This is a genomic window from Enterobacter sp. UCD-UG_FMILLET (assembly GCF_000762975.1).
Lineage (GTDB): Bacteria > Pseudomonadota > Gammaproteobacteria > Enterobacterales > Enterobacteriaceae > Enterobacter > Enterobacter dykesii.
Genome location: NZ_JRJC01000038.1, coordinates 61,256 through 78,404, shown reverse-complemented (window position 1 = coordinate 78,404; position 17,149 = coordinate 61,256). Strand labels below are relative to the sequence as shown.

The 17,149-nt window shown below is 52.6% G+C and carries 21 protein-coding genes; 5 read left to right on the top strand and 16 right to left on the bottom strand.

Features of this window, described 5'->3' with window-relative positions:
- Positions 1 to 1,424: type I restriction-modification system subunit M (locus tag LA04_RS19280; protein WP_047652801.1), on the bottom strand; the 1,424-nt coding region annotated here is incomplete at its 3' end.
- A 251-nt stretch (positions 1,425 to 1,675) separates the two neighbouring features.
- Between LA04_RS19280 and LA04_RS19275 the strand changes: the two genes are divergently transcribed.
- From LA04_RS19275 to LA04_RS24890, 3 genes are all read left to right on the top strand, one after another.
- A complete protein-coding gene (locus LA04_RS19275) occupies positions 1,676 to 2,062 on the top strand; it encodes a HigA family addiction module antitoxin (RefSeq protein ID WP_081957732.1) in 387 nt (128 codons plus the stop codon).
- 739 nt (positions 2,063 to 2,801) lie between these two features.
- Positions 2,802 to 3,404, top strand: coding sequence for a hypothetical protein (locus LA04_RS19270; protein ID WP_047652797.1), 603 nt, complete (start codon positions 2,802 to 2,804; stop codon positions 3,402 to 3,404).
- A gap of 300 nt (positions 3,405 to 3,704) precedes the next feature.
- Positions 3,705 to 3,863, top strand: a complete 159-nt coding sequence (locus LA04_RS24890; protein ID WP_152594380.1) for a hypothetical protein — start codon at positions 3,705 to 3,707, stop codon at positions 3,861 to 3,863.
- On the opposite strand, the gene LA04_RS19265 is transcribed toward LA04_RS24890, so the two are convergent.
- From LA04_RS19265 to LA04_RS19215, 11 genes are all read right to left on the bottom strand, one after another.
- Positions 3,860 to 4,474 carry a Fic/DOC family protein gene (locus LA04_RS19265; protein WP_047652796.1) on the bottom strand — a complete coding sequence of 205 codons (615 nt, stop codon included), beginning with the start codon at positions 4,472 to 4,474 and terminating at the stop codon, positions 3,860 to 3,862. The two genes, LA04_RS24890 and LA04_RS19265, sit on opposite strands and share 4 nt — an antisense overlap.
- A 3-nt stretch (positions 4,475 to 4,477) precedes the next feature.
- Entirely contained in the window at positions 4,478 to 5,794 is a 1,317-nt protein-coding gene (locus tag LA04_RS19260; protein ID WP_047652795.1) for a tyrosine-type recombinase/integrase, read from the bottom strand.
- 310 nt (positions 5,795 to 6,104) lie between these two features.
- Positions 6,105 to 6,305: an ogr/Delta-like zinc finger family protein gene (locus tag LA04_RS19255; protein WP_029741756.1), complete on the bottom strand. Its 201-nt coding sequence runs from the start codon at positions 6,303 to 6,305 to the stop codon at positions 6,105 to 6,107.
- A gap of 67 nt (positions 6,306 to 6,372) precedes the next feature.
- Entirely contained in the window at positions 6,373 to 7,527 is a 1,155-nt protein-coding gene (locus LA04_RS19250; protein WP_047652794.1) for a phage late control D family protein, read from the bottom strand.
- Positions 7,524 to 7,988: a phage tail protein gene (locus LA04_RS19245; protein WP_023309232.1), complete on the bottom strand. Its 465-nt coding sequence runs from the start codon at positions 7,986 to 7,988 to the stop codon at positions 7,524 to 7,526. The genes LA04_RS19250 and LA04_RS19245 overlap by 4 nt, the downstream gene beginning before the upstream one ends.
- Before the next feature lie 11 nt (positions 7,989 to 7,999).
- Positions 8,000 to 10,279 (bottom strand): phage tail tape measure protein, encoded by a 2,280-nt coding sequence (locus tag LA04_RS19240; protein WP_047652793.1) that lies wholly within the window; start codon positions 10,277 to 10,279, stop codon positions 8,000 to 8,002.
- Positions 10,272 to 10,391 carry a GpE family phage tail protein gene (locus LA04_RS19235; protein ID WP_023616176.1) on the bottom strand — a complete coding sequence of 40 codons (120 nt, stop codon included), beginning with the start codon at positions 10,389 to 10,391 and terminating at the stop codon, positions 10,272 to 10,274. The genes LA04_RS19240 and LA04_RS19235 overlap by 8 nt, the downstream gene beginning before the upstream one ends.
- A gap of 32 nt (positions 10,392 to 10,423) precedes the next feature.
- Positions 10,424 to 10,732 (bottom strand): phage tail assembly protein, encoded by a 309-nt coding sequence (locus LA04_RS19230; RefSeq protein ID WP_047652792.1) that lies wholly within the window; start codon positions 10,730 to 10,732, stop codon positions 10,424 to 10,426.
- Between the two features lie 56 nt (positions 10,733 to 10,788).
- Positions 10,789 to 11,307, bottom strand: coding sequence for a phage major tail tube protein (locus LA04_RS19225; protein ID WP_023309235.1), 519 nt, complete (start codon positions 11,305 to 11,307; stop codon positions 10,789 to 10,791).
- 11 nt (positions 11,308 to 11,318) lie between these two features.
- Positions 11,319 to 12,506 (bottom strand): phage tail sheath protein, encoded by a 1,188-nt coding sequence (locus tag LA04_RS19220; RefSeq protein ID WP_047652791.1) that lies wholly within the window; start codon positions 12,504 to 12,506, stop codon positions 11,319 to 11,321.
- Positions 12,507 to 12,564: 58 nt separating this feature from the next.
- The gene (locus LA04_RS19215) at positions 12,565 to 13,158 is read right to left on the bottom strand and encodes a recombinase family protein (protein WP_047652790.1); all 594 of its coding nucleotides are present in this window, start codon (positions 13,156 to 13,158) and stop codon (positions 12,565 to 12,567) included.
- A 125-nt stretch (positions 13,159 to 13,283) separates the two neighbouring features.
- Between LA04_RS19215 and LA04_RS25340 the strand changes: the two genes are divergently transcribed.
- A complete protein-coding gene (locus tag LA04_RS25340; protein ID WP_442854772.1) occupies positions 13,284 to 13,592 on the top strand; it encodes a gp53-like domain-containing protein in 309 nt (102 codons plus the stop codon).
- An 8-nt stretch (positions 13,593 to 13,600) separates the two neighbouring features.
- Entirely contained in the window at positions 13,601 to 13,975 is a 375-nt protein-coding gene (locus tag LA04_RS19210) for a tail fiber assembly protein (RefSeq protein ID WP_047652789.1), read from the top strand.
- A 4-nt stretch (positions 13,976 to 13,979) separates the two neighbouring features.
- Here LA04_RS19210 and LA04_RS19205 read toward each other — a convergent pair whose 3' ends face one another.
- From LA04_RS19205 to LA04_RS19190, 4 genes are read right to left on the bottom strand one after another with little or no spacing between them, the layout of a single operon-like run.
- Positions 13,980 to 14,576, bottom strand: coding sequence for a tail fiber assembly protein (locus LA04_RS19205; RefSeq protein WP_047652788.1), 597 nt, complete (start codon positions 14,574 to 14,576; stop codon positions 13,980 to 13,982).
- The gene (locus LA04_RS19200) at positions 14,576 to 15,643 is read right to left on the bottom strand and encodes a phage tail protein (protein ID WP_047652787.1); all 1,068 of its coding nucleotides are present in this window, start codon (positions 15,641 to 15,643) and stop codon (positions 14,576 to 14,578) included. The genes LA04_RS19205 and LA04_RS19200 overlap by 1 nt, the downstream gene beginning before the upstream one ends.
- On the bottom strand, positions 15,640 to 16,248 hold the full coding sequence (locus LA04_RS19195; RefSeq protein ID WP_047652786.1) for a phage tail protein I: 609 nt from the start codon (positions 16,246 to 16,248) through the stop codon (positions 15,640 to 15,642). Before LA04_RS19195 ends, LA04_RS19200 begins: the two co-directional genes overlap by 4 nt.
- Positions 16,241 to 17,149 (bottom strand): baseplate assembly protein, encoded by a 909-nt coding sequence (locus LA04_RS19190; RefSeq protein WP_047652785.1) that lies wholly within the window; start codon positions 17,147 to 17,149, stop codon positions 16,241 to 16,243. The genes LA04_RS19195 and LA04_RS19190 overlap by 8 nt, the downstream gene beginning before the upstream one ends.

The window sequence follows — 17,149 nt, the reverse complement described above, 5'->3', positions numbered from 1 at the left end:
TCGGCGGCTTTCTCCAGACCCAGTTCTTCCAGAGTTGTGACATCCACCACCTCAAACTCACCGAAGGTCTGGGTGATCAGCTTGATATCGTCTTCGCCCATCAGGTTACGTTTGGAACCCAGCGATTTACGCATTTTGCCGCACAGGTTGGTGCCATCAATCAGCTGTACTTTGCCTTTACGCTCAGGCGCTTTCTTGTTGGAGAGGATCCAGACGTAGGTGGCAATGCCGGTGTTGTAGAACATGTCCGTTGGCAGCGCGACAATGCCTTCCAGTAAATCGGCTTCCAGAATGTAGCGGCGGATTTCGCTCTCACCGCTGCCCGCACCACCGGTAAACAGTGGCGAACCGTTAAGGATAATCCCGATACGCCCACCGTTGCTCACGGTGCCATCCATATTGTGGTTGTCGCGCATTTTGCTGATCAGGTGCATCAGGAACAGCAGCGAGCCGTCGGATACACGCGGCAGGCCCGGGCCAAAGCGACCGTTAAAGCCTTTCTGCGTATGTTCGTCGTTAATCTCGCCCTCAATCTTCCTCCAGTCCACACCAATCGGCGGGTTAGAGAGCATGTAGTCGAACTGATCCAGCGGCAGCTGGTCGTTAGAGAGGGTGTTGCCCAGTTTAATACGACTGACGTCCTGACCTTTGATCAGCATATCGGCTTTACAGATAGCGTAGGATTCCGGGTTCAGCTCCTGGCCAAAAGCGCGCATCACCGCGTTAGGGTTCAGCTCGTGAACATATTCCATACCCGCAGAAAGGAAGCCGCCGGTTCCGGCCGTCGGGTCATAAATAGTGCGGATGATACCGGGCTGCGTCAACGCTTCATCATCTTCCATAAACACAAGCGAGGTGGTCAGGCGCACGATATCGCGAGGGGTGAAGTGCTCACCAGCGGTCTCGTTAGAGCTTTCCGCGAAACGACGGATAAGTTCTTCAAACACCAGCCCCATTTCATAGTTGGAAATCACTTTTGGGCTAAGGTCGGTAGTGGCGAATTTCTTCACCACTTTAAACAGCAGATTGGCATCTCCCAGCAGGCCGACAAACTCACTGAATTTGAAGTGTTCGAAGATCTCACGCGCGTCTGGGGAAAATGCCTGTACGTAGCTTTCCAGGTTGGCTTTGATGTCGTTCTGCTCCATCTTGCCCAGATCCATCTTCGAGGTGTTGAAGAAGGAAAACCCGCTGGTGCACAGAAGAAACTTCTCTTTGGCATCTTCCGGCAGTGGGCTGGTTTTTAATTCATCATATTTCGCCACCACCGCATCTTTGGTCTCCGCTAACACACACTCAAGACGGCGCAGTAGCGTAAAGGGCAGGATCACGCGCCCGTACTGCGACTGTTTGAAATCACTGCGCAGCAAATCGGCCACCGACCAGATAAACGCAGCCGTTTGAGAAAAGTTAGTGTTCGTCATGAAGCCCTCAGAGGAGATTGCAGCCATGGAGAAAAATGCTCGGGTAAAAATTCAATTTTGGAATGCAGTGCGCAAAATAATACCTGCTACGAAGACTATCGCAAACGATACAGGACAAAGAAATGAACGGTGGCCAGAATGAGCGCGCTACCCACGTCCTGCACTCATCAGGTACAGGTTAGAATGGCGCAAAACCTCATTCTGATGACCAGGCTGAGCACCAGAACACGCTTGTAAATGGAACCATCGTCATGCCAACTGATTATGCTTACGAACGTACCCGCCAGGCGAAGCGCAGAGCACTACGCTCCTGCTCTCGCTGGATGCAAGGCTACGAAAATCTGCAAAGCCCTGTCCCGGCAGAAAGAATCAGGGGGATTCTTGCCCTGAGTGAAATAACGCTGACCACTTTCGCCAGAGCGATGAACATGAGCCTTTCGGCCTGCCATTATCTGGTGTATGGCAGCTCGCGGATCACGCCAGAAACCGCCGTTCGGCTCAGCTATGTGCTAGGCGGAACGCCCGAGCACTGGTTGAAAATGCAAAATGATTATGAATTACTGCAGATCAAAGTGGATAAACGCTCACTGTCACGTCTGGCCGTAACGATGTTTAATCCCAATAAATCATACAGTTGAAAGTAAATTACTGAGCTAAAACGTGCGGATCATTTTCCAAAATGATCATCAAAACCCACTGAAAAAAACAATACAAAAAATGATCCCCACCTGCCAGCCCTTGCTGTGACTGGCTTTAGCCGTGGTGATCACATTTCACCGGATGTGAAAGACGCGACCGCCAGCCTTTTTGATTTTGTTGTTCGTGTGTTCAGCTGCAAAAGCGAGCCATTCATCCATTATGGGCTTAGTGTGAGAACGCTAAACACCATCATCGGGTTGGCAGGGTTTGCCATTTTCTCCTACCAACAATTCCAAGAAGTAAGTGATTCCCCTTAACATTGCCGTCACCAATCACCTATAGCGTTACATTTCCTTAAAGCACTAATTATCAAGAAAATTACCTTTACTGGTGTTCCATGCTCTTTTTGTAATGACAGCTTGTTTCCGATTGCTGCAGGGTGTGAGCTTGTCTTAAATTCACCGCCGTTTAGACTCAACATCGCGAGAGCCGAAACTAGCATTTGATAATGCTATCTCGGTACGTGTTATTCCGTTCAAAGGCATGCGCTGCCCTAGAGCTGAGTAGCGATTCAGCATGAGAAAGTGAAATGACAAAAGTAATCCTTCCCAGCTTATCCGCAGTTAAAAACGGTGTAGAAAAGCATCATTTTTTTGCTCGTGAACTAGTACAGCCGAACACGCAAGATGCAATAACTAACACCATTGCTAGCATTAAGATAACGGTAAAAATCGACCTATGAACCCTACCGATTATGTGAAGATTATAGCAATGGCACATTGCCGTGACCTTGCACCTGGCAAGCGTATTAAATTACGTCCAACAAAAGGTTTAGTCACCGTCTCGGGGGATTGCAGAACCGTTCGTTACATCGCTGTCGCTGATGGAAATTTAATTAAAGGCAATAACGGTGCCACGATCCTAGAAATGCCCGGCGGGGCCATCGCATACAAAGGTTCTGGCGCAAGCGTCACGTGCCGAGACTTTAACGGCACCTTACGTGGGAGCGACAGGTCTCAATGGTTTTCCAATTTTATTACTCTTAATGACAGGCACCGAATAATCACATCTATGGAAGGGAGCGTTTTGGTCTGCCGCCGCCAATTGAGTGTGATGGATAACAAACCTACGAAGCAAAGTAGGACAAAATCCGCTACCGTTACGAGCGTAGCCCCGCAGGCTAATCCCAGTGTTATAAAGAAACAGGACGATAAGCGAAGGAAAGTTAAAGAGGCTCAAGGGATCACAGAAGATAAGGTATTCAAGAAACGGTACTGGTTTTGGTTGATATTTTTGACTGTATCTATCACCTGGAAGATATACCACTACATTAATGGATAAGTGAGCGCTGTCGGGTCTATTGTTTGAAGCGGGTCGTTAAGCGTCATAGCGCCGATGTACCCGCATACTAGCCTTGCCCTGAAATGCCCCAATCACCAACGCGTAATTCAAGCAGATGCCTACAACCGAGTAGTGCTCTCGTGAGAAACCAATGTACAGATCTAGCAGGCACTGTAGAAATACCCTCACTAAAACAGATACGGCGTACTAACAATGCGCAAACAACAGATGATAAAGAGCCCTCTTGTGAGCATTATCAGGTCGAACTAGAATGAAGGCATCAACTATGAGGCTCTCCCCATGACAAAGAAAACAGCGCATCCTTTGGTCACTAAAACGCAGCTCTTCCGCACCGTTGCCAGCTCCACTGCAATTGAAACCGGCGTTTCTGTGGAGAAAATCGAGAAGCAGCTCAAGCGCTTTCAGGCACAGGCTAAAGCGGTTGGTTTGGCTCGTTAATCAGGAAGAATATCGCTAACCAATCGGATCATGGGGGCAAAGTTACCTGATACACCAGCCTGAATCGCCTTGAAGTAAAATGCTTTATGCTCATCCCATAAGCTGTAATCCAGTACCCCAACACCCGCCTGAACCGCCAGTGCATCAAAAAGTAGACGCGACAAACGCCCGTTACCTTCCCGAAAGGGATGGATCAAAATAAATTCCACGTGGCATTCCGCCAAAAAATCAGCCAACTCGGTGCGAGACAGTGTGTTCAATTCCGTGAAGCGGGAAAAGTATTGCTTTTCAAAGCCTGCAATCAGCAACGGGATCCTGTCCGCTGCAGCAAACTGAAACCCATCTTTTGCAAGGTTAGCGTTACGGAGCTTTCCAGCCCAGTCGTAGACATTACCTAACCATTTGCGGTGCCACTCGCGAATATGCTCAAAACTCAAGGTTGCTGGTGGTTGCTGGCTGATAAATAGCTGCTCATACAACATGAGCAACAGCCCAGATTCCAGCGCATCCATTTCAGCGGCATCGATAATCCCCTGCTTGTTCGCTAGAACTAAATCACCTGAACCGGGCTGATAACGTTCTTCTGCTGAATTAAGCTCATATTTTGACAAGCATTACCTCCGTCCGAACAGGTTCACGACATTGTGTTCCTGCTGTCGTTGATAGGAATTGACCCTGTCTTCCCAAATCTCAAGTGCCCTGCGCTTTTCAGACAGATAATCATAACGGTCATAGTGTTTCGAGCTGACATCATTCAAAGCATGATTCTGGATACGGTCACGGATCTCTTTGCTGATTCCTGCTTCCCCCATCAGAGTCTTGCAGGTGCGGCGCAAATCGCGGGCGGTGAAGACCTTAAACTCAGTGTTAAACGCGCGGAAATACATGATGGACCGCGCCAGGCTATCAGTACGTACTGGCCGTTCACCGTTGGTCGACAGAGGAAAAATATAGGGACTGTTGCTTTCCTTTGTCAGCTCTTTCACCGAGGCTAATTCCTGTAATGCCGATTCAGTCAACGGGATCAGATGCTCACGCTTGTTTTTCGATACATCAGCTATGACCAGTAACGTCTTTTGCTGCCAGTCGATCGCACTCCATTGACTGGCAATCATTTCGAATGGACGCTGACCACCAGCGTATACGCAGAAGCGAATCAGATGTTGCATCAGTGGCCCAACGTTTGTGGCCTGTGCAAACTGCTCCATAACAAAGCGCAGTTCTTCAAGCGTTAGCCATGTATCGCCGACTTTCTCCGCGGCAGATTGTTTTGGTATAACCGAAACAGGGTTAATCTGCAGTCCGAACGTAATGCCTACACTGATGTTCATCGGATCATTATCTGCTTTCAGACCGTAATTAAACGCGGCCATCAGATACGAACGGATACGGTTCGCGTGGACAACTGCATCGCGTTGAATGATGCCAGCCAGAATTTCTTTAACCTGTGAGGACGTGACATCCTTTGCCTTCATTTCGCGAGGAATAATTGAGTAGCACTCTTTCTCCAGCCGTTTCAACACATCTGCCCAGGTACGCTTGTTGTCGAGCTTCATCTTGTTAACGTAGCCATGCACCAGTTCTTCAAACGACCCCTGTGAACGATGTAGCTGCATAATGTGCTGCTCGGCCAGACGTTGTTGCTCAAGCTCTTGCTGCGGCTCTTTGCCCTCAATAAGCCATGCTCCATACTTTTTCGCCAGCTCATTGGCCGTCACCAGTTTCATCTCAGGCCAGATACCCAACTGGATAAACTTCTCTTTCTTGCCTTTATCAACGTAATAGCGAAAGTAAAAAACTTTACTGCCAGAAGGTTGCACTTTTACGCCAAGCCGCCCTGCGCCGCGTTGGCCGCTATTACTCCACTCATAGTAGGACGTGCTTTTAGGCTTAAGCCCGCGTATTGCCGTATCCGTTAAATGCGTTGCCACGTCATCACCTGTTCATTTTCGCTTACCTGACCCAATCAAATTTTGGGTCAGGTAATGGGTCAGGTAACGATATTACTGCCGTGAACATTTAGGAACAAATCAAAACGACAACAAAGCCACAACACCATGATTTAAAGCAATTTAAAGTACAAACCAGAACAAATCAGAAAGTTTGAGAAAACAGGTATTCTATGACTCATAATCGCTTGGTCGCTGGTTCAAGTCCAGCAGGGGCCACCAAATTTTAGTTTAGATTCAAATAATTAAGCCACTCGATTGAGTGGCTTTTTTATTGGTTTTTTATGAGTCGCTAACCGTGGTTCAGCGAAGCCGTTCGGACACGCTCAGAGGCGCCCGGGGTCGCGATCAGGCGCTCCACGGACTCCATCGTCACGAACGTACAGCTGCAGTCCACATTGGTGCACTGGTGATAGCGCTCTTTGGTATTTTCACTTAGATAGCGACTGGTACGCGCATGCGCAGAGTGCTTGCACTTAGGACAATGAAACATGTACCCCTCCACTAAATTCACATTTTGTGAATTAATAATACCCAAAACAAAAACAATAGCAACTACATTACTCACTATCAACAGTAAATTTTTCGTCGCTGACGTTCAGCTCAAGCTTAAGCTGCGTGGTAAACCCGCTATCGTTGAGGGTATGCACCACCTCGCTGATGATCCACGCCTGCTCGTCAATGACGCGTTTAAAACCGTTTACCAGCACGGGCGTTTCAGGGAACAGATCGGCGCGTCCCAGCGCAAGCTGGATGGAAAACCCCACGGTTACCCGCTGAAGCGTGCGCCACTTCGCCTCTGCGGCCCTGAGCGCCTGCTCTTCAGAGGCATAAACCGTGGTGAGCTCAAATACGTTTTCCGCCGATCCCACCAGCCTCTCTTGCGGTTTCTGCTCCTTGCCTTCTGTTCCCGCTACCGGTGCGGCGGCATCCGGGTGCTGCAGTGCTTCTGTCTGCTGCCCTCCGGACTGACGATTAATACTCAATTGAGGATTTTGTTGTTTGGGGTCACGCGTTTGCAGCCATTTGGCCGTTACGCCGGAATAATTTTCACGGTCAGCTATGGAAAAAAGGTGCTTATCTCCATCCCCACGTTCAATCATCATTAAGGAAAGCGGAGTGCCGCTGGCCGTCATGGCCTGGCCCGCTTTCATAAAGATAATCTTCCCGGCTTTGATTGAAACAAATGCTCCATTACGTTCAGCAAGGCGGGAGAGGAACGCCGCGTCTGTCTCCTGAGACTGGTCAATATGAGAGATGGCGATGGATGCAAGCCGCGACGCGACGCTGGCGGTCAACTGGTTACGCTGAGCGATGGTATCGACTATCGCGCCAATCGTCGTGTCATGCCACGACTGTTCGCGCCGCACGTTTAGCTTTCCACGAAAATCTGCGCTGAATCCCTGGATGGTCAGCGTGTCCGGCGCGCCCCGGAAATGAATCGCATCAATCGTAAAGTCCCCTTTCTCCTCGAGCGGAGTTCCCTCCCATCCCAGCCATAAGGAGAGCCTTGCCCCCCGGGCAGGCAAGTCCAGCAGCCCGTCGGAATCATCCAGCAGAATATCCAGCTGATCGGCTTCCAGCCCCCGTTTGTCGGTCATGGTCAGGCTGATAAGACGATGGCTGAAATTTTGCGTGATATCACGATCGTCAAGCTTAAGCATAAAATCAGGGGCGATTTTTCCACCCGCCCGGATATTCATTTCGGCGATCATCCCACCAGCCCTCCAATGCTATTCCGTGCGCTTTCCACCAGCTCTGAGGCCTGCGTTCGCAGGTCGCCAAACGTCGTCATCAGCGATTCGTCCACGCGTTTTAGCGACAGGGTAAACTCAATTTTTCGGGCGGTACCGTCACTGTAAAAATCCGAATGCGTGTGCGTGACTTTCTCAATGACAAACATGCCGTGAATGATGCCGGTACCGTCTATCAACGGCCATGCCCGCCCCTCATTTGCCATCAGCTCAACCGCCTTGAGTGAAAGCCGCCCTCCCGTGAGTTCCGGGTAAAGTAAGCCGGAGAGGCTAAAGGATGTCTCACCTTCGCCAAGGTACTGCCAGGCTTTGGGTTTCCCGATGCGAGCGCTGGATGCCCAGCGGTAGTCTTTTGTGAATATCATTGACTGATACGGTAAGGTACGTCGTTCAAAGACAAACAGACCCAGCACCATTAACATTTTCTCTCTCCTCAACTATACATAAAGCTGGATTGCTGCCGTCTCGCTTTATCCTGTTCAATATTATCTATCGTCTCCCGGATTTGACGCGTCAGATCCGTTCCGGAGGCCGTGCCCCCCTGCAGCGTGATGTTATATTCGCTTTTACTCTGATCGACGTAAGAGCGTCCTCCAGTAGCGATGGTCGGCTGATACTCCAGGCTGCCGCCAGAGATCCCCGCGCCCGGAATATAAGCGCTGCCCGCCGGCGAGGATGCCGCTTCTGCTTTTGCCGCAGCGGCGTCGAGATCGCCCGACTCGTTTTTGATAAGACCGAGCTTCTCCAGCAGCCAGCTGGCCTTGCCGCTCAGGCTGTTAAAGAGATCAAGCGGTGCCATTAACGCATCGCCCAGCGCCTGCCCAAAAATCACGCCAGCGTTTTTACAGCCATCCAGCGTTTCCTGCGTCGCCTTGATCGGCGTGATTAAGTCGGTGAACCATTGCCAGATACCGCCCAGCTTCTCCGAGATAGCCTCAAATACCGCCATCACCGGTGAGAACAGCGTCCCCAGCGGTGCGAAAGCCGTCGAAAGCCCTTCCATCACCCCGCCAAAGAAGGCGCTGATGGGCTCCCAGTATTTAAAAATCAGTAAGGCACCGGCAGCAATCGCCGCGCCAAGGGCAATCACCGGCCAGCTAAGCGCGCCCAGCACCGTCATGATGGCGCCGCCCACCACGCTGAATACAGTTCCCAACATCCCGGCCGCGGTAATAACCATATTGACGCCCGTCAGAACCGGGCCGATGACCGTGCCTACGCCGCCCAGTACGCCAGCAAACGCCTGCGCGCCGACAACGATGCTGGCGAGGGTCTGCGTCAGCTCAGGGTTGGCATTCACCCAAAGGGAGGCCGTGCCAAGCCAGCCGGTTGCGGTTGTTATCAGGTTGCGCAGAGCGCCATCCGCTTTATCAAATGCATCAATCTTCAACCCGTTCCACGCGGCCTGGAATCGGTTGATATCGCCGTCAAGATTATCGGTCTGCGCGGAAGCCGCGAGCGCGGTACTGCCCTTTGCCCCCTGCAACTGCTGGCGTTTTTCATCAAGCGATCCATCACCCGCAGCGGAAGCCAGCGCCCCCGCGGCTTTTATGGCATCCGGAGTCTGAACATGGCGCAACATCGCGCTGAGCGCGTCCCCTGCGGCAGCGCCTTTCATTCCTTTTTCTGCCAGAACGCCCAGCAGCGCGGTTGTCTCTTCAAGCCCCATACCGGCGGCATCCGCAGCGGGCGCAGCGGAGGTGACGGCCGCCACCATCTCAGCGAGGCTGGTATTCGAAGAGGTAAAACCGCGCGTAAGCACATCTGCGATGCGTCCCGCATCCGCATCGGCCAGGCTATACGCGGCCTGCGTGCTGGCGATCATATCGGCCGCTTTAGCCGCGTCGACACTCCCCGCCAGGCTGAGGTTGACCGTTGGCGCGGTGGCCGCAAGCAGCCCATCGGCGTCATAGCCTGAACGAGCCAGTTCGGTTTGTGCCCGGAGGACCGTATCTGCAGGTACTCCGGTCCTGGCACTGACCTCCCGCGCCTGCTGGCGAATGGCCTCAAGCCGGGAGTCCCCCTTCGCCAGGCCAAGGTTTGCCTGAATGGCCGACATCTGCTTTTCAAAGCTGATGCCAGGGGCCATAAACCGGGACGTCTGGTCAAAGCCCGCTTTTGCCATGCCCACGCCCGCATTCGCAAGCTGACGCACCCGCGCGGTAACGCGTTTGCCTGACTCGTAGCGATTCTGAACGGTACTCAGCCGCTCCTGCTGCTGATTGACGCGGGCCAGCGCATCCCGCTGTCGGTTAAGCTGCTGCGTTTTTTCGCTGATGTGACTTTTTAAACGACGTTCATCCGACGAGAGCGTGCGCGTATTCACTCCCGCCTGAGCGAGTTCAGTACGCTGACGCTGTACCGAGTAGCGTAAGCTGTTGTACTCATGCTTCAGGTCGACTGCCGATTTTCGGGCTGCAGTCAGCGCATCAGCCTGCGCCTGGGTGGGGTTTTGCGTGTTTTTAAACTGTACCGCCAGCGCCGCGGCCTGCTGTTTCGCCTGAGCAAGCGACTGCTCCGTCGTGGCGAGCCGGGCATTTGCTTTTCTGAAGCCGTTAATGCGCCCCGCCTGCTCATCGAGCGCCCCCAGCGCCGTCTGCACATCGCGGATATCGCTCGCGAGAGTGAGGCTGGCGTTCTGGAGAGCGTTAAGCGGTCGGGTTGCCCGGTCGACTGCCTTAAGCAGCTCCTGAAGACTGACATTATTACTCATGGTGGTTTCCGCTTCGCTGCAGCGCTTTTTCGCGCCATAAGAGGAGTTCGGTCACGCTAAGGGAGTACAGTTCTGACGGCGGCCAGTGAAAGATCACCGCGATATCCGCCATCAGATCGTCGACCGACACATTTTCGGGAAATTTCAGCGAGCCGAAGCCGGTGACAAAAAACCGATCACCTTACCTGCAAAAGAGAGCAGATCGCAGGCATCCAGGCGCGCAACCTCATGCTCGGTCAGCGCCGGCGAGGTCATTCGCGGCAGCACCTTAATCAGCGCATCCACATCAGATTGCGCCAGCGACGCCAGCGATACGCCGCGCAGGGTCCCAGCATTGGGTTTTGCGACGGTCACTTTTTCGATTTTTTGCTCGCCGCGCTGAACGGGGCTATCAAGCGTGACGATATGTGGGTTTTCACTTTCGTTCATGGCGGTATCGTTGATATTTTCCATTTCGTTACTCTTCTGAAAGTTAACTCACCGGCCGGTAATCCCGGCCGGTTAAAGGGTTACAGGCCGATGGCCTTACGGTGTTCTGCCAGGCGATCGACGCCATCGACTTTGAGCACCATGTTGATGATGTCGATTTCGATGATCTCTTTGCCATCAATGGTCAGCTGGTAGTAAGCGCACTCGGTGGACATCTTGGTAGTGCCGCTCTCGCCCTGCTTGTTTTCACCGCCATCAAACTCTTTATGACGGCCGCGCATGACGATTTCGACGGCGGAGATTTCGCCGGTGTCATCGCGCTGATAAGAGCCGGTAAAGCGCAGCGGCACGCTGTCCGCGCCCGGAGAGGCATACTGTGCCCACAGCGCGGCGTCCGGCAGACCGCCAACGGTCCACTCCAGCGCCAGGGCATCATCGTCCAGGCCGAGGTCGACAGAGACCGAGCCCGGCATACCGCCGCCGCGATACTTCTCCAGCTTGCGGGTCAGCTTCGGTAAGGTCACAGACTCAACAACGCCCATATAGCTCAGGCCATCGTTGAACATATTCAGGTACTTAAGTTTGCGTGGTAACGCCATGCTTCAGCTCCTTAGCTGTTAACCGAATCTGACAGGTCTGCCAGATAGGTGTCGGTGATGCGCTGGCGCAGGGTCAGATTTTCCAGCGGCGGGACGGGGGTGTAGTCGTAATCGATATACAGTTTCCCCGCTTTCAGGGTGGTTGCATCGTTCGACTCAGGGTCATACCAGCAGGAGCCGTCGACGATATAGCCGTTGGTTTTCAGCTCGCGGAACTTGGCGTTAATACCGGAAACGATGTCGCGGATAAGCGTTGGGGTGATGGGTTTATCCATCGCCCACGCGTGCGCTTCCGCCATGGTATCGGCCAGCACCTGTGCGGTACGGGTGTAGTTTTCAAAGACGAATAACGGGTCGTCTGAGCAGGTACGGTTACCCCAGAATTTGAATCCGTCGTTGCGAATCAGCGTGGTGACGCCCGCCTGGTTAAGCAGGTTCGCGTCGGTAGCCTGTTCCTGCAGATCCCAGGAGACAGAGGCGCTTACGCCCGTAACGCCGTTGACGCCAACGTTTGACAGGGTTTTATGCCAGCCGATTGTCTGGTCGATTTTGGCGCGCAGGCCAAGCGCACGGGCGGTAGCCCAGGCCGTTGTCGTTGCGTTCGTGGTGGTATCCCAAGCCAGAAAATCAGGATGGATAACCATCAGCTCGCGCTGGCTGAAGTTTTTGCGGTAGTTGATCGCCTCAGAAATGGTTTTACATCCCCACGCGCTGACATAGCCGAACGCGCGCAGGCTCTGGCACATAGCGGCCAGTGCGGTCGCCACTTCCTGAGAGTCCAGCCCCGGCACGCCGAGAATACGCGGCTTAACGCCGGTTACCGTTTTCGCCGTGAGAAGCGCCTTCAGGCCGGTATATTTACCGTTTTCATCAGTGGTACCGATGATGTTGGAAACGGTCTGCTTGCGCGCCTCTTCCGGGGTTTCAGCGGTGCCTTCGGCCACGCGAACAACCACGACAACCGGTTTGCACTGGTCGGCGATCGCCTGCAGAGAAGCGGACAGCGTCCCCGCCTTGCCGGCTTTCGCAATCGCGTTTTGCACGTTGGTAATGAGCACGGGCTCGTTTAAAGGAAATGTCTTGTCGTCAGCATAGCTGGCCGTACAGACCATGCCGATGATTGCCGTCGAGACGGTGGAAATGGTGCGGGTGCCATCGTTGATTTCGATGACTTCCACGCCGTGGTGAAAATCACTCATCCGTTTAACTCCTTGGTTAGTTGGTGAGTGATATTGTCGCGGCTGGGCTTGCCATGAGCTAACCATCCCTGTCCAGCGGCCACTGGCACAACGATTGTCCGACTATCGTGGCGGGGAATTTTTTATAAAGCGTGGAAATACCTACATCAAAAATTAACGCAACGCGCTGTCGGGATTCCCCGGAAGCAATCAGCCTGCCAGCCTGAGCCCATTCCTCCTGCGTCAATTTAGGGCGTCTGCCACCAATTCGTCCCTGTTCCCGCGCTGCGGCCAGCCCGGCGCACGTCCTCTCGACAATGAGTTCACGCTCCATTTCAGCAAGCGCCCCCATGATATGGAAGAAGAAACGACCCATTGGCGTTGAGGTATCAATGCTATCAGTCAAACTACGGAAATTAATGCTTCGCTGGCGTAGTTCCTCGGTCATTGAAACAAGGTGGCGCATACTGCGCCCGAGCCGATCGAGTTTCCATACAACGAGAGTATCGCCCGCATTAAGTTGTCTGAGGGCTCGGTTGAGTCCCGGTCTGTTTGTCGATTTACCGCTGATTTTATCTTCAAAAATGAGCTCACATCCTGAACGCTGCAGCGCGTCACGCTGTAAGGCGGTGTTTTGTTCATTTGTGGACACGCGTACGTATCCAATAATCATGGTATTTCTCTCCGTCAAAACCGGAAATCATGCCATTTAATGGATAAACACGCATTTTCGAAAACCTTGGTTTGAAAGAAGCGGCTAAAAGGGATGTTGGGACTGGCGCTAACCAGATTCCAGATATGGCATCATTCTCCAGTTCACAGAGTTCGCCGGGCTTTCAAAAGCTACCTTCTGGTTTGATCCTACAGCGGGGCATTGTTAGCGGAGGCTCAAGCTATACGGTTACTTTTCCAGTGAGCTTCCCCATAAGAACACTCATGTTAATGGCAATCCCACATACAACTTCAGCGGCAGGAGCTACCTCAGTAGGCGTAGCAAACTGCTCTGATTTGGGTACATCTCAGTTCTATATCGTTGTTGGGAAAGTTAGCCAGGGTGCAATGATTGAATACGAACGCGCCTGTTACTGGTTCGCTGTTGGTATATAGGAGACAAAATGATTTATTTTTCCAAGTCGTCAAATGGCTTTTTCCTGGACAGCATAAACGACAATATGCCTGCTGATATCGTCGAAATTAACGCTGATTTATACAACGCCCTAATGGCGGGACAGCAAAATGATGGGAAGGTTATCGAATCAGATGATGATGGATATCCAATTCTTGTATCGCTCAAAGTTGACCACATTGCACAGGCAGAGAATCAGCGCGCGCAATTGCTGGCAATGGCTGATAATGTTACGGCAGACTGGCGGGTTGAGTTAATGCTGGGTGATATCAGCAATGAGGATAAAGCAAAATTATCATCATGGATGGACTATAAGAAGGAAGTGAAAGCCGTCGATACGTCGACGGCTCCTGATGTTAGCTAGCCTGTTAAACCGGCGGTGTAGGCCATTTGATATTTGGCGCAGCGTCAGGAACGACCGCCTGCAATTCCTTTATGTAGGTCAGCCAGAGTATAAGGCTGGCCTTATCTTTATCACTGATAATGCCTAACTGTAGTTCGGTCTGCCATATATTGATCGTTGTTTGCGCCTCTGAAAGTAACGCAACTTTTTGTTGCTCCGCCGCTTCCACGTCCGCCGCGTGCTGCGCTTTAGTATCAATCATCCACTCATTACCATTCCACGTGTCATGATATGTCGCAGGTGCCAGCGTGGTAGTGCCGTCAGGGTAATCCCCCGGTGCTGTGATGACAACCGCTTCGCCTGTTTCAGTGCTGTATACCGTTTCACCACGGTGATCAGCCATATATTCCCAGGCTGTAAAATCTGCCTTCCGGCATATGGTAAATCCCTCTTTGTCTTCGCCCGGAGAGTCAATGCATGATTTAGCCGGAATACCGACGCCGACCGGCAAATATTCAACCGATGAGGAAAGATATTCGCGCGTCTCACCATCGTAGTTAAACACAGTTATATCACCGGGCACTGTAGCAATAAGCTCCTTGTTTAATTTTGCCTTCGCCATTATGCGGCCCTCACGATGTAGTTAAATGCGATGTTACGGGGGCGGGCTGAAACATAAGCCCACCAATCGTAGCGTTGCGAGTTTGCCGGACTACCTATCCATTTTTTTCCTTTGATTTTTTCCCATTGTGCTGCGGTCATTACATCGCCGAACGCAGAGGCGGCTGACCCGATTGAGCTGACATCCCCCGTATCATTGTCATCAAAGCCCGAAACAATAGTACCCTCCTGGAATGACAGTAGCCCACGACCAGCATCAATCCCTCGCCCGTCATCCCAGCCACGTATAAACTCACCGCGCAGGTCAGGCAATTTGAGTGCGGGATAGGCAAGTGCCAGCTTTGGGTACTGTGAGGCCGTAAATGCCGCTCCGTTGCACTTAAGCCACCCCGTCGGTGGAGTTGCTGACGGCCACGGAACGGGGACGCCAACCGGCAGAGCTGCCCCTTCTCCCAAACCAAGGTTTTTGAGAACCTCAGCGCTTAACCCCGCATCGGCAATTTCTTTTAACGCATTGGCGATTAAAGGGTACTGTTTATGCGGATTATCAGCAGCAATATGCTTTTTCATCTGATCATCAGCGTAGCCCTTTACCTCAATAACTTTATCGTCAACGTACTGACGCGTTGCCAGCACAACTGATGGATCAATTTTCAGAGAAATTGACGATGTGCTCGACACAATAAGAATCATACGGATGGTCTGCGTGCGGCCACTGCCTTCCTGCAGCTGAGGCTTATATGTCTCCGGGCAGTTAGCCACGGCGATCAGAATGCCGTCGTCGTCGTAGAGACCGATCTCTCGGATCCAGAAACCGCCCTCATTCTCGGGAATAATCTGTTCAGCGATGATCTGGCTGGTATTATTTGGGTCAACAGCGAGCAGGTTCAGCGGCGCAATACGTTTTTGGTTGACGAGCTTCGTCTGCGCCGGGTCTGGGGTTGGCAACGTTCCGTTGGCGTCGCCTACCGCCATTTGCGTCAGGTTGAGTTGCGTACCAAGTGCCGTCGCGTTAGCTAGCCGCGCCGCGCCCTGATTCGTCAGTATGGCAAAATATTTTGCGGTCATGCGTTCACTCTCAGGTTATCAATCAAATGGATGGCCGAGGCCGGGTAATAATCACCACCGACAATAAGTTCCTCAGTGGTATAGGGGTAAACAGCCAGCGCATCGCCGTGATAGCATCCTGCGCCAACATAAAACTCTCCCGTTGAGCTCAGGCTGATAGCCAGCCCGGTCATGTGTCTACTTGCCGGTTTGGCATCCTCAATGAGCCGTTCAAGCTCCTGATACATTTCGTCAGTGATGCCATTATCAAGCACACCGACAACCAGACGGAACGTGCCAGGCTCCTCACCGAGCTGCCACCACTCGCGCACATCAATCAAGAAACCAAGCGGTTCCACCACACGACGCAATGCGCTGATGGTTCCTTTGTGCTGATGGACGAAAAACGAGGACATGATGACGCTGCGTTTGGTGCTCTCCGGCCACGCCTCATCCCAACGGTCTACCGACAGCGCCCATGCCAGGTAGGGAAGTAAATTCACCGGGCACGCTCTGGGATTCCATAAGGTGCGTAGCGGTACCGGCACACGCTCAATTTTCGAGAGCGCAGCGGCAGCGGCGACTTCCAGCGGTGAGGACCCAACGGGTAACAGCCTTTCACTCATCCGAACCCCCGATCGCTATCTGATACGAGGTACAGTTCGAGGCCTGGGACTTACTCAGTACAATGTCAGAGTGGGGAGATTCCAGTTCCACGCGCTGCACACCTTCAACGTGAAGCGCTGCATAGATGGCCGACAGACGAATATCGCGTCCAAGGCGATGCTGTGCGCTGATATAATTCTGCAGCTTCTGCTCCGCTGCTTGCCTGATGGGTTCAGCTTCTGGTCCGGGATAAACGTAGAGCGTTGCGTTTATCTTGTAAGGCACAATTTCTGCTGACTGGACCGTTACACGATCGCCGACCGGGCGGACGGTTTCAGCGTTAAGCGCTTTTTCAACAACCGCCAGTAGTTCAGGACGAGCGGTACCATCACCCTCACGGGATAACACCGAAATCGTCACGTATGCGGGCTGAGGGCTTTCAACCGAAACATCAGCGACCCGCCCGTCGGCACTTCGACCATGATATTCATAGGCTCCAACCGGCCCCGCGACGCTCAATCCTTCAAATGCCTGCTGCGCACGCAGCCGCAGGTCGGCATCAGACTCCATGACGGTAGCCGTCGGCGGAATGGTAGTGTCATCGCCCGGGGTGATGGTCAGGCGTTCGGTATTATTGTTTCCCGCAATAACGTCCAGATCGTGACCGGAAGAATAGGCAAGCGTTACAGCCAGCGCAGCCTCATTAACCCGCTGGCGCCAGATAACTTCCCGGTAGGCATTCTCCTGCAGCAGCTTCACAATCGGCTCGGATTCCAGCGTCAGCGTCCGTGCAATCGCTTCTCGCTCCTCTTCCGGATAGAGGGAGACAAAGGTGGCCTTTCGTTCTGCCAACAGCGTTTCATAATCCACCTCCTCCACGACATCAGGCGCGGCGAGCTGGCTCAGATCAACAATAGCCAT

Excerpts from the sequence above, each read along its gene's own strand:
- LA04_RS19235 (WP_023616176.1), bottom strand. The coding sequence starts at position 10,391 with ATGGCGGATATCGCGGTGATCTTTCACTGGCCGCCGTCAGAACTGTAC.
- LA04_RS19195 (WP_047652786.1), bottom strand. The coding sequence starts at position 16,248 with ATGAGTGAAAGGCTGTTACCCGTTGGGTCCTCACCGCTGGAAGTCGCC.
- LA04_RS19190 (WP_047652785.1), bottom strand. The coding sequence starts at position 17,149 with ATGGCTATTGTTGATCTGAGCCAGCTCGCCGCGCCTGATGTCGTGGAG.
- LA04_RS19270 (WP_047652797.1), top strand. The coding sequence starts at position 2,802 with ATGAACCCTACCGATTATGTGAAGATTATAGCAATGGCACATTGCCGT.
- LA04_RS19255 (WP_029741756.1), bottom strand. The coding sequence starts at position 6,305 with ATGTTTCATTGTCCTAAGTGCAAGCACTCTGCGCATGCGCGTACCAGT.
- LA04_RS19220 (WP_047652791.1), bottom strand. The coding sequence starts at position 12,506 with ATGAGTGATTTTCACCACGGCGTGGAAGTCATCGAAATCAACGATGGC.
- LA04_RS19275 (WP_081957732.1), top strand. The coding sequence starts at position 1,676 with ATGCCAACTGATTATGCTTACGAACGTACCCGCCAGGCGAAGCGCAGA.
- LA04_RS19205 (WP_047652788.1), bottom strand. The coding sequence starts at position 14,576 with ATGGCGAAGGCAAAATTAAACAAGGAGCTTATTGCTACAGTGCCCGGT.
- LA04_RS19215 (WP_047652790.1), bottom strand. The coding sequence starts at position 13,158 with ATGATTATTGGATACGTACGCGTGTCCACAAATGAACAAAACACCGCC.
- LA04_RS19200 (WP_047652787.1), bottom strand. The coding sequence starts at position 15,643 with ATGACCGCAAAATATTTTGCCATACTGACGAATCAGGGCGCGGCGCGG.
- LA04_RS19230 (WP_047652792.1), bottom strand. The coding sequence starts at position 10,732 with ATGGAAAATATCAACGATACCGCCATGAACGAAAGTGAAAACCCACAT.
- LA04_RS19210 (WP_047652789.1), top strand. The coding sequence starts at position 13,601 with ATGATTTATTTTTCCAAGTCGTCAAATGGCTTTTTCCTGGACAGCATA.
- LA04_RS19250 (WP_047652794.1), bottom strand. The coding sequence starts at position 7,527 with ATGATCGCCGAAATGAATATCCGGGCGGGTGGAAAAATCGCCCCTGAT.
- LA04_RS19245 (WP_023309232.1), bottom strand. The coding sequence starts at position 7,988 with ATGTTAATGGTGCTGGGTCTGTTTGTCTTTGAACGACGTACCTTACCG.
- LA04_RS19225 (WP_023309235.1), bottom strand. The coding sequence starts at position 11,307 with ATGGCGTTACCACGCAAACTTAAGTACCTGAATATGTTCAACGATGGC.
- LA04_RS19240 (WP_047652793.1), bottom strand. The coding sequence starts at position 10,279 with ATGAGTAATAATGTCAGTCTTCAGGAGCTGCTTAAGGCAGTCGACCGG.
- LA04_RS24890 (WP_152594380.1), top strand. The coding sequence starts at position 3,705 with ATGACAAAGAAAACAGCGCATCCTTTGGTCACTAAAACGCAGCTCTTC.
- LA04_RS25340 (WP_442854772.1), top strand. The coding sequence starts at position 13,284 with ATGGCATCATTCTCCAGTTCACAGAGTTCGCCGGGCTTTCAAAAGCTA.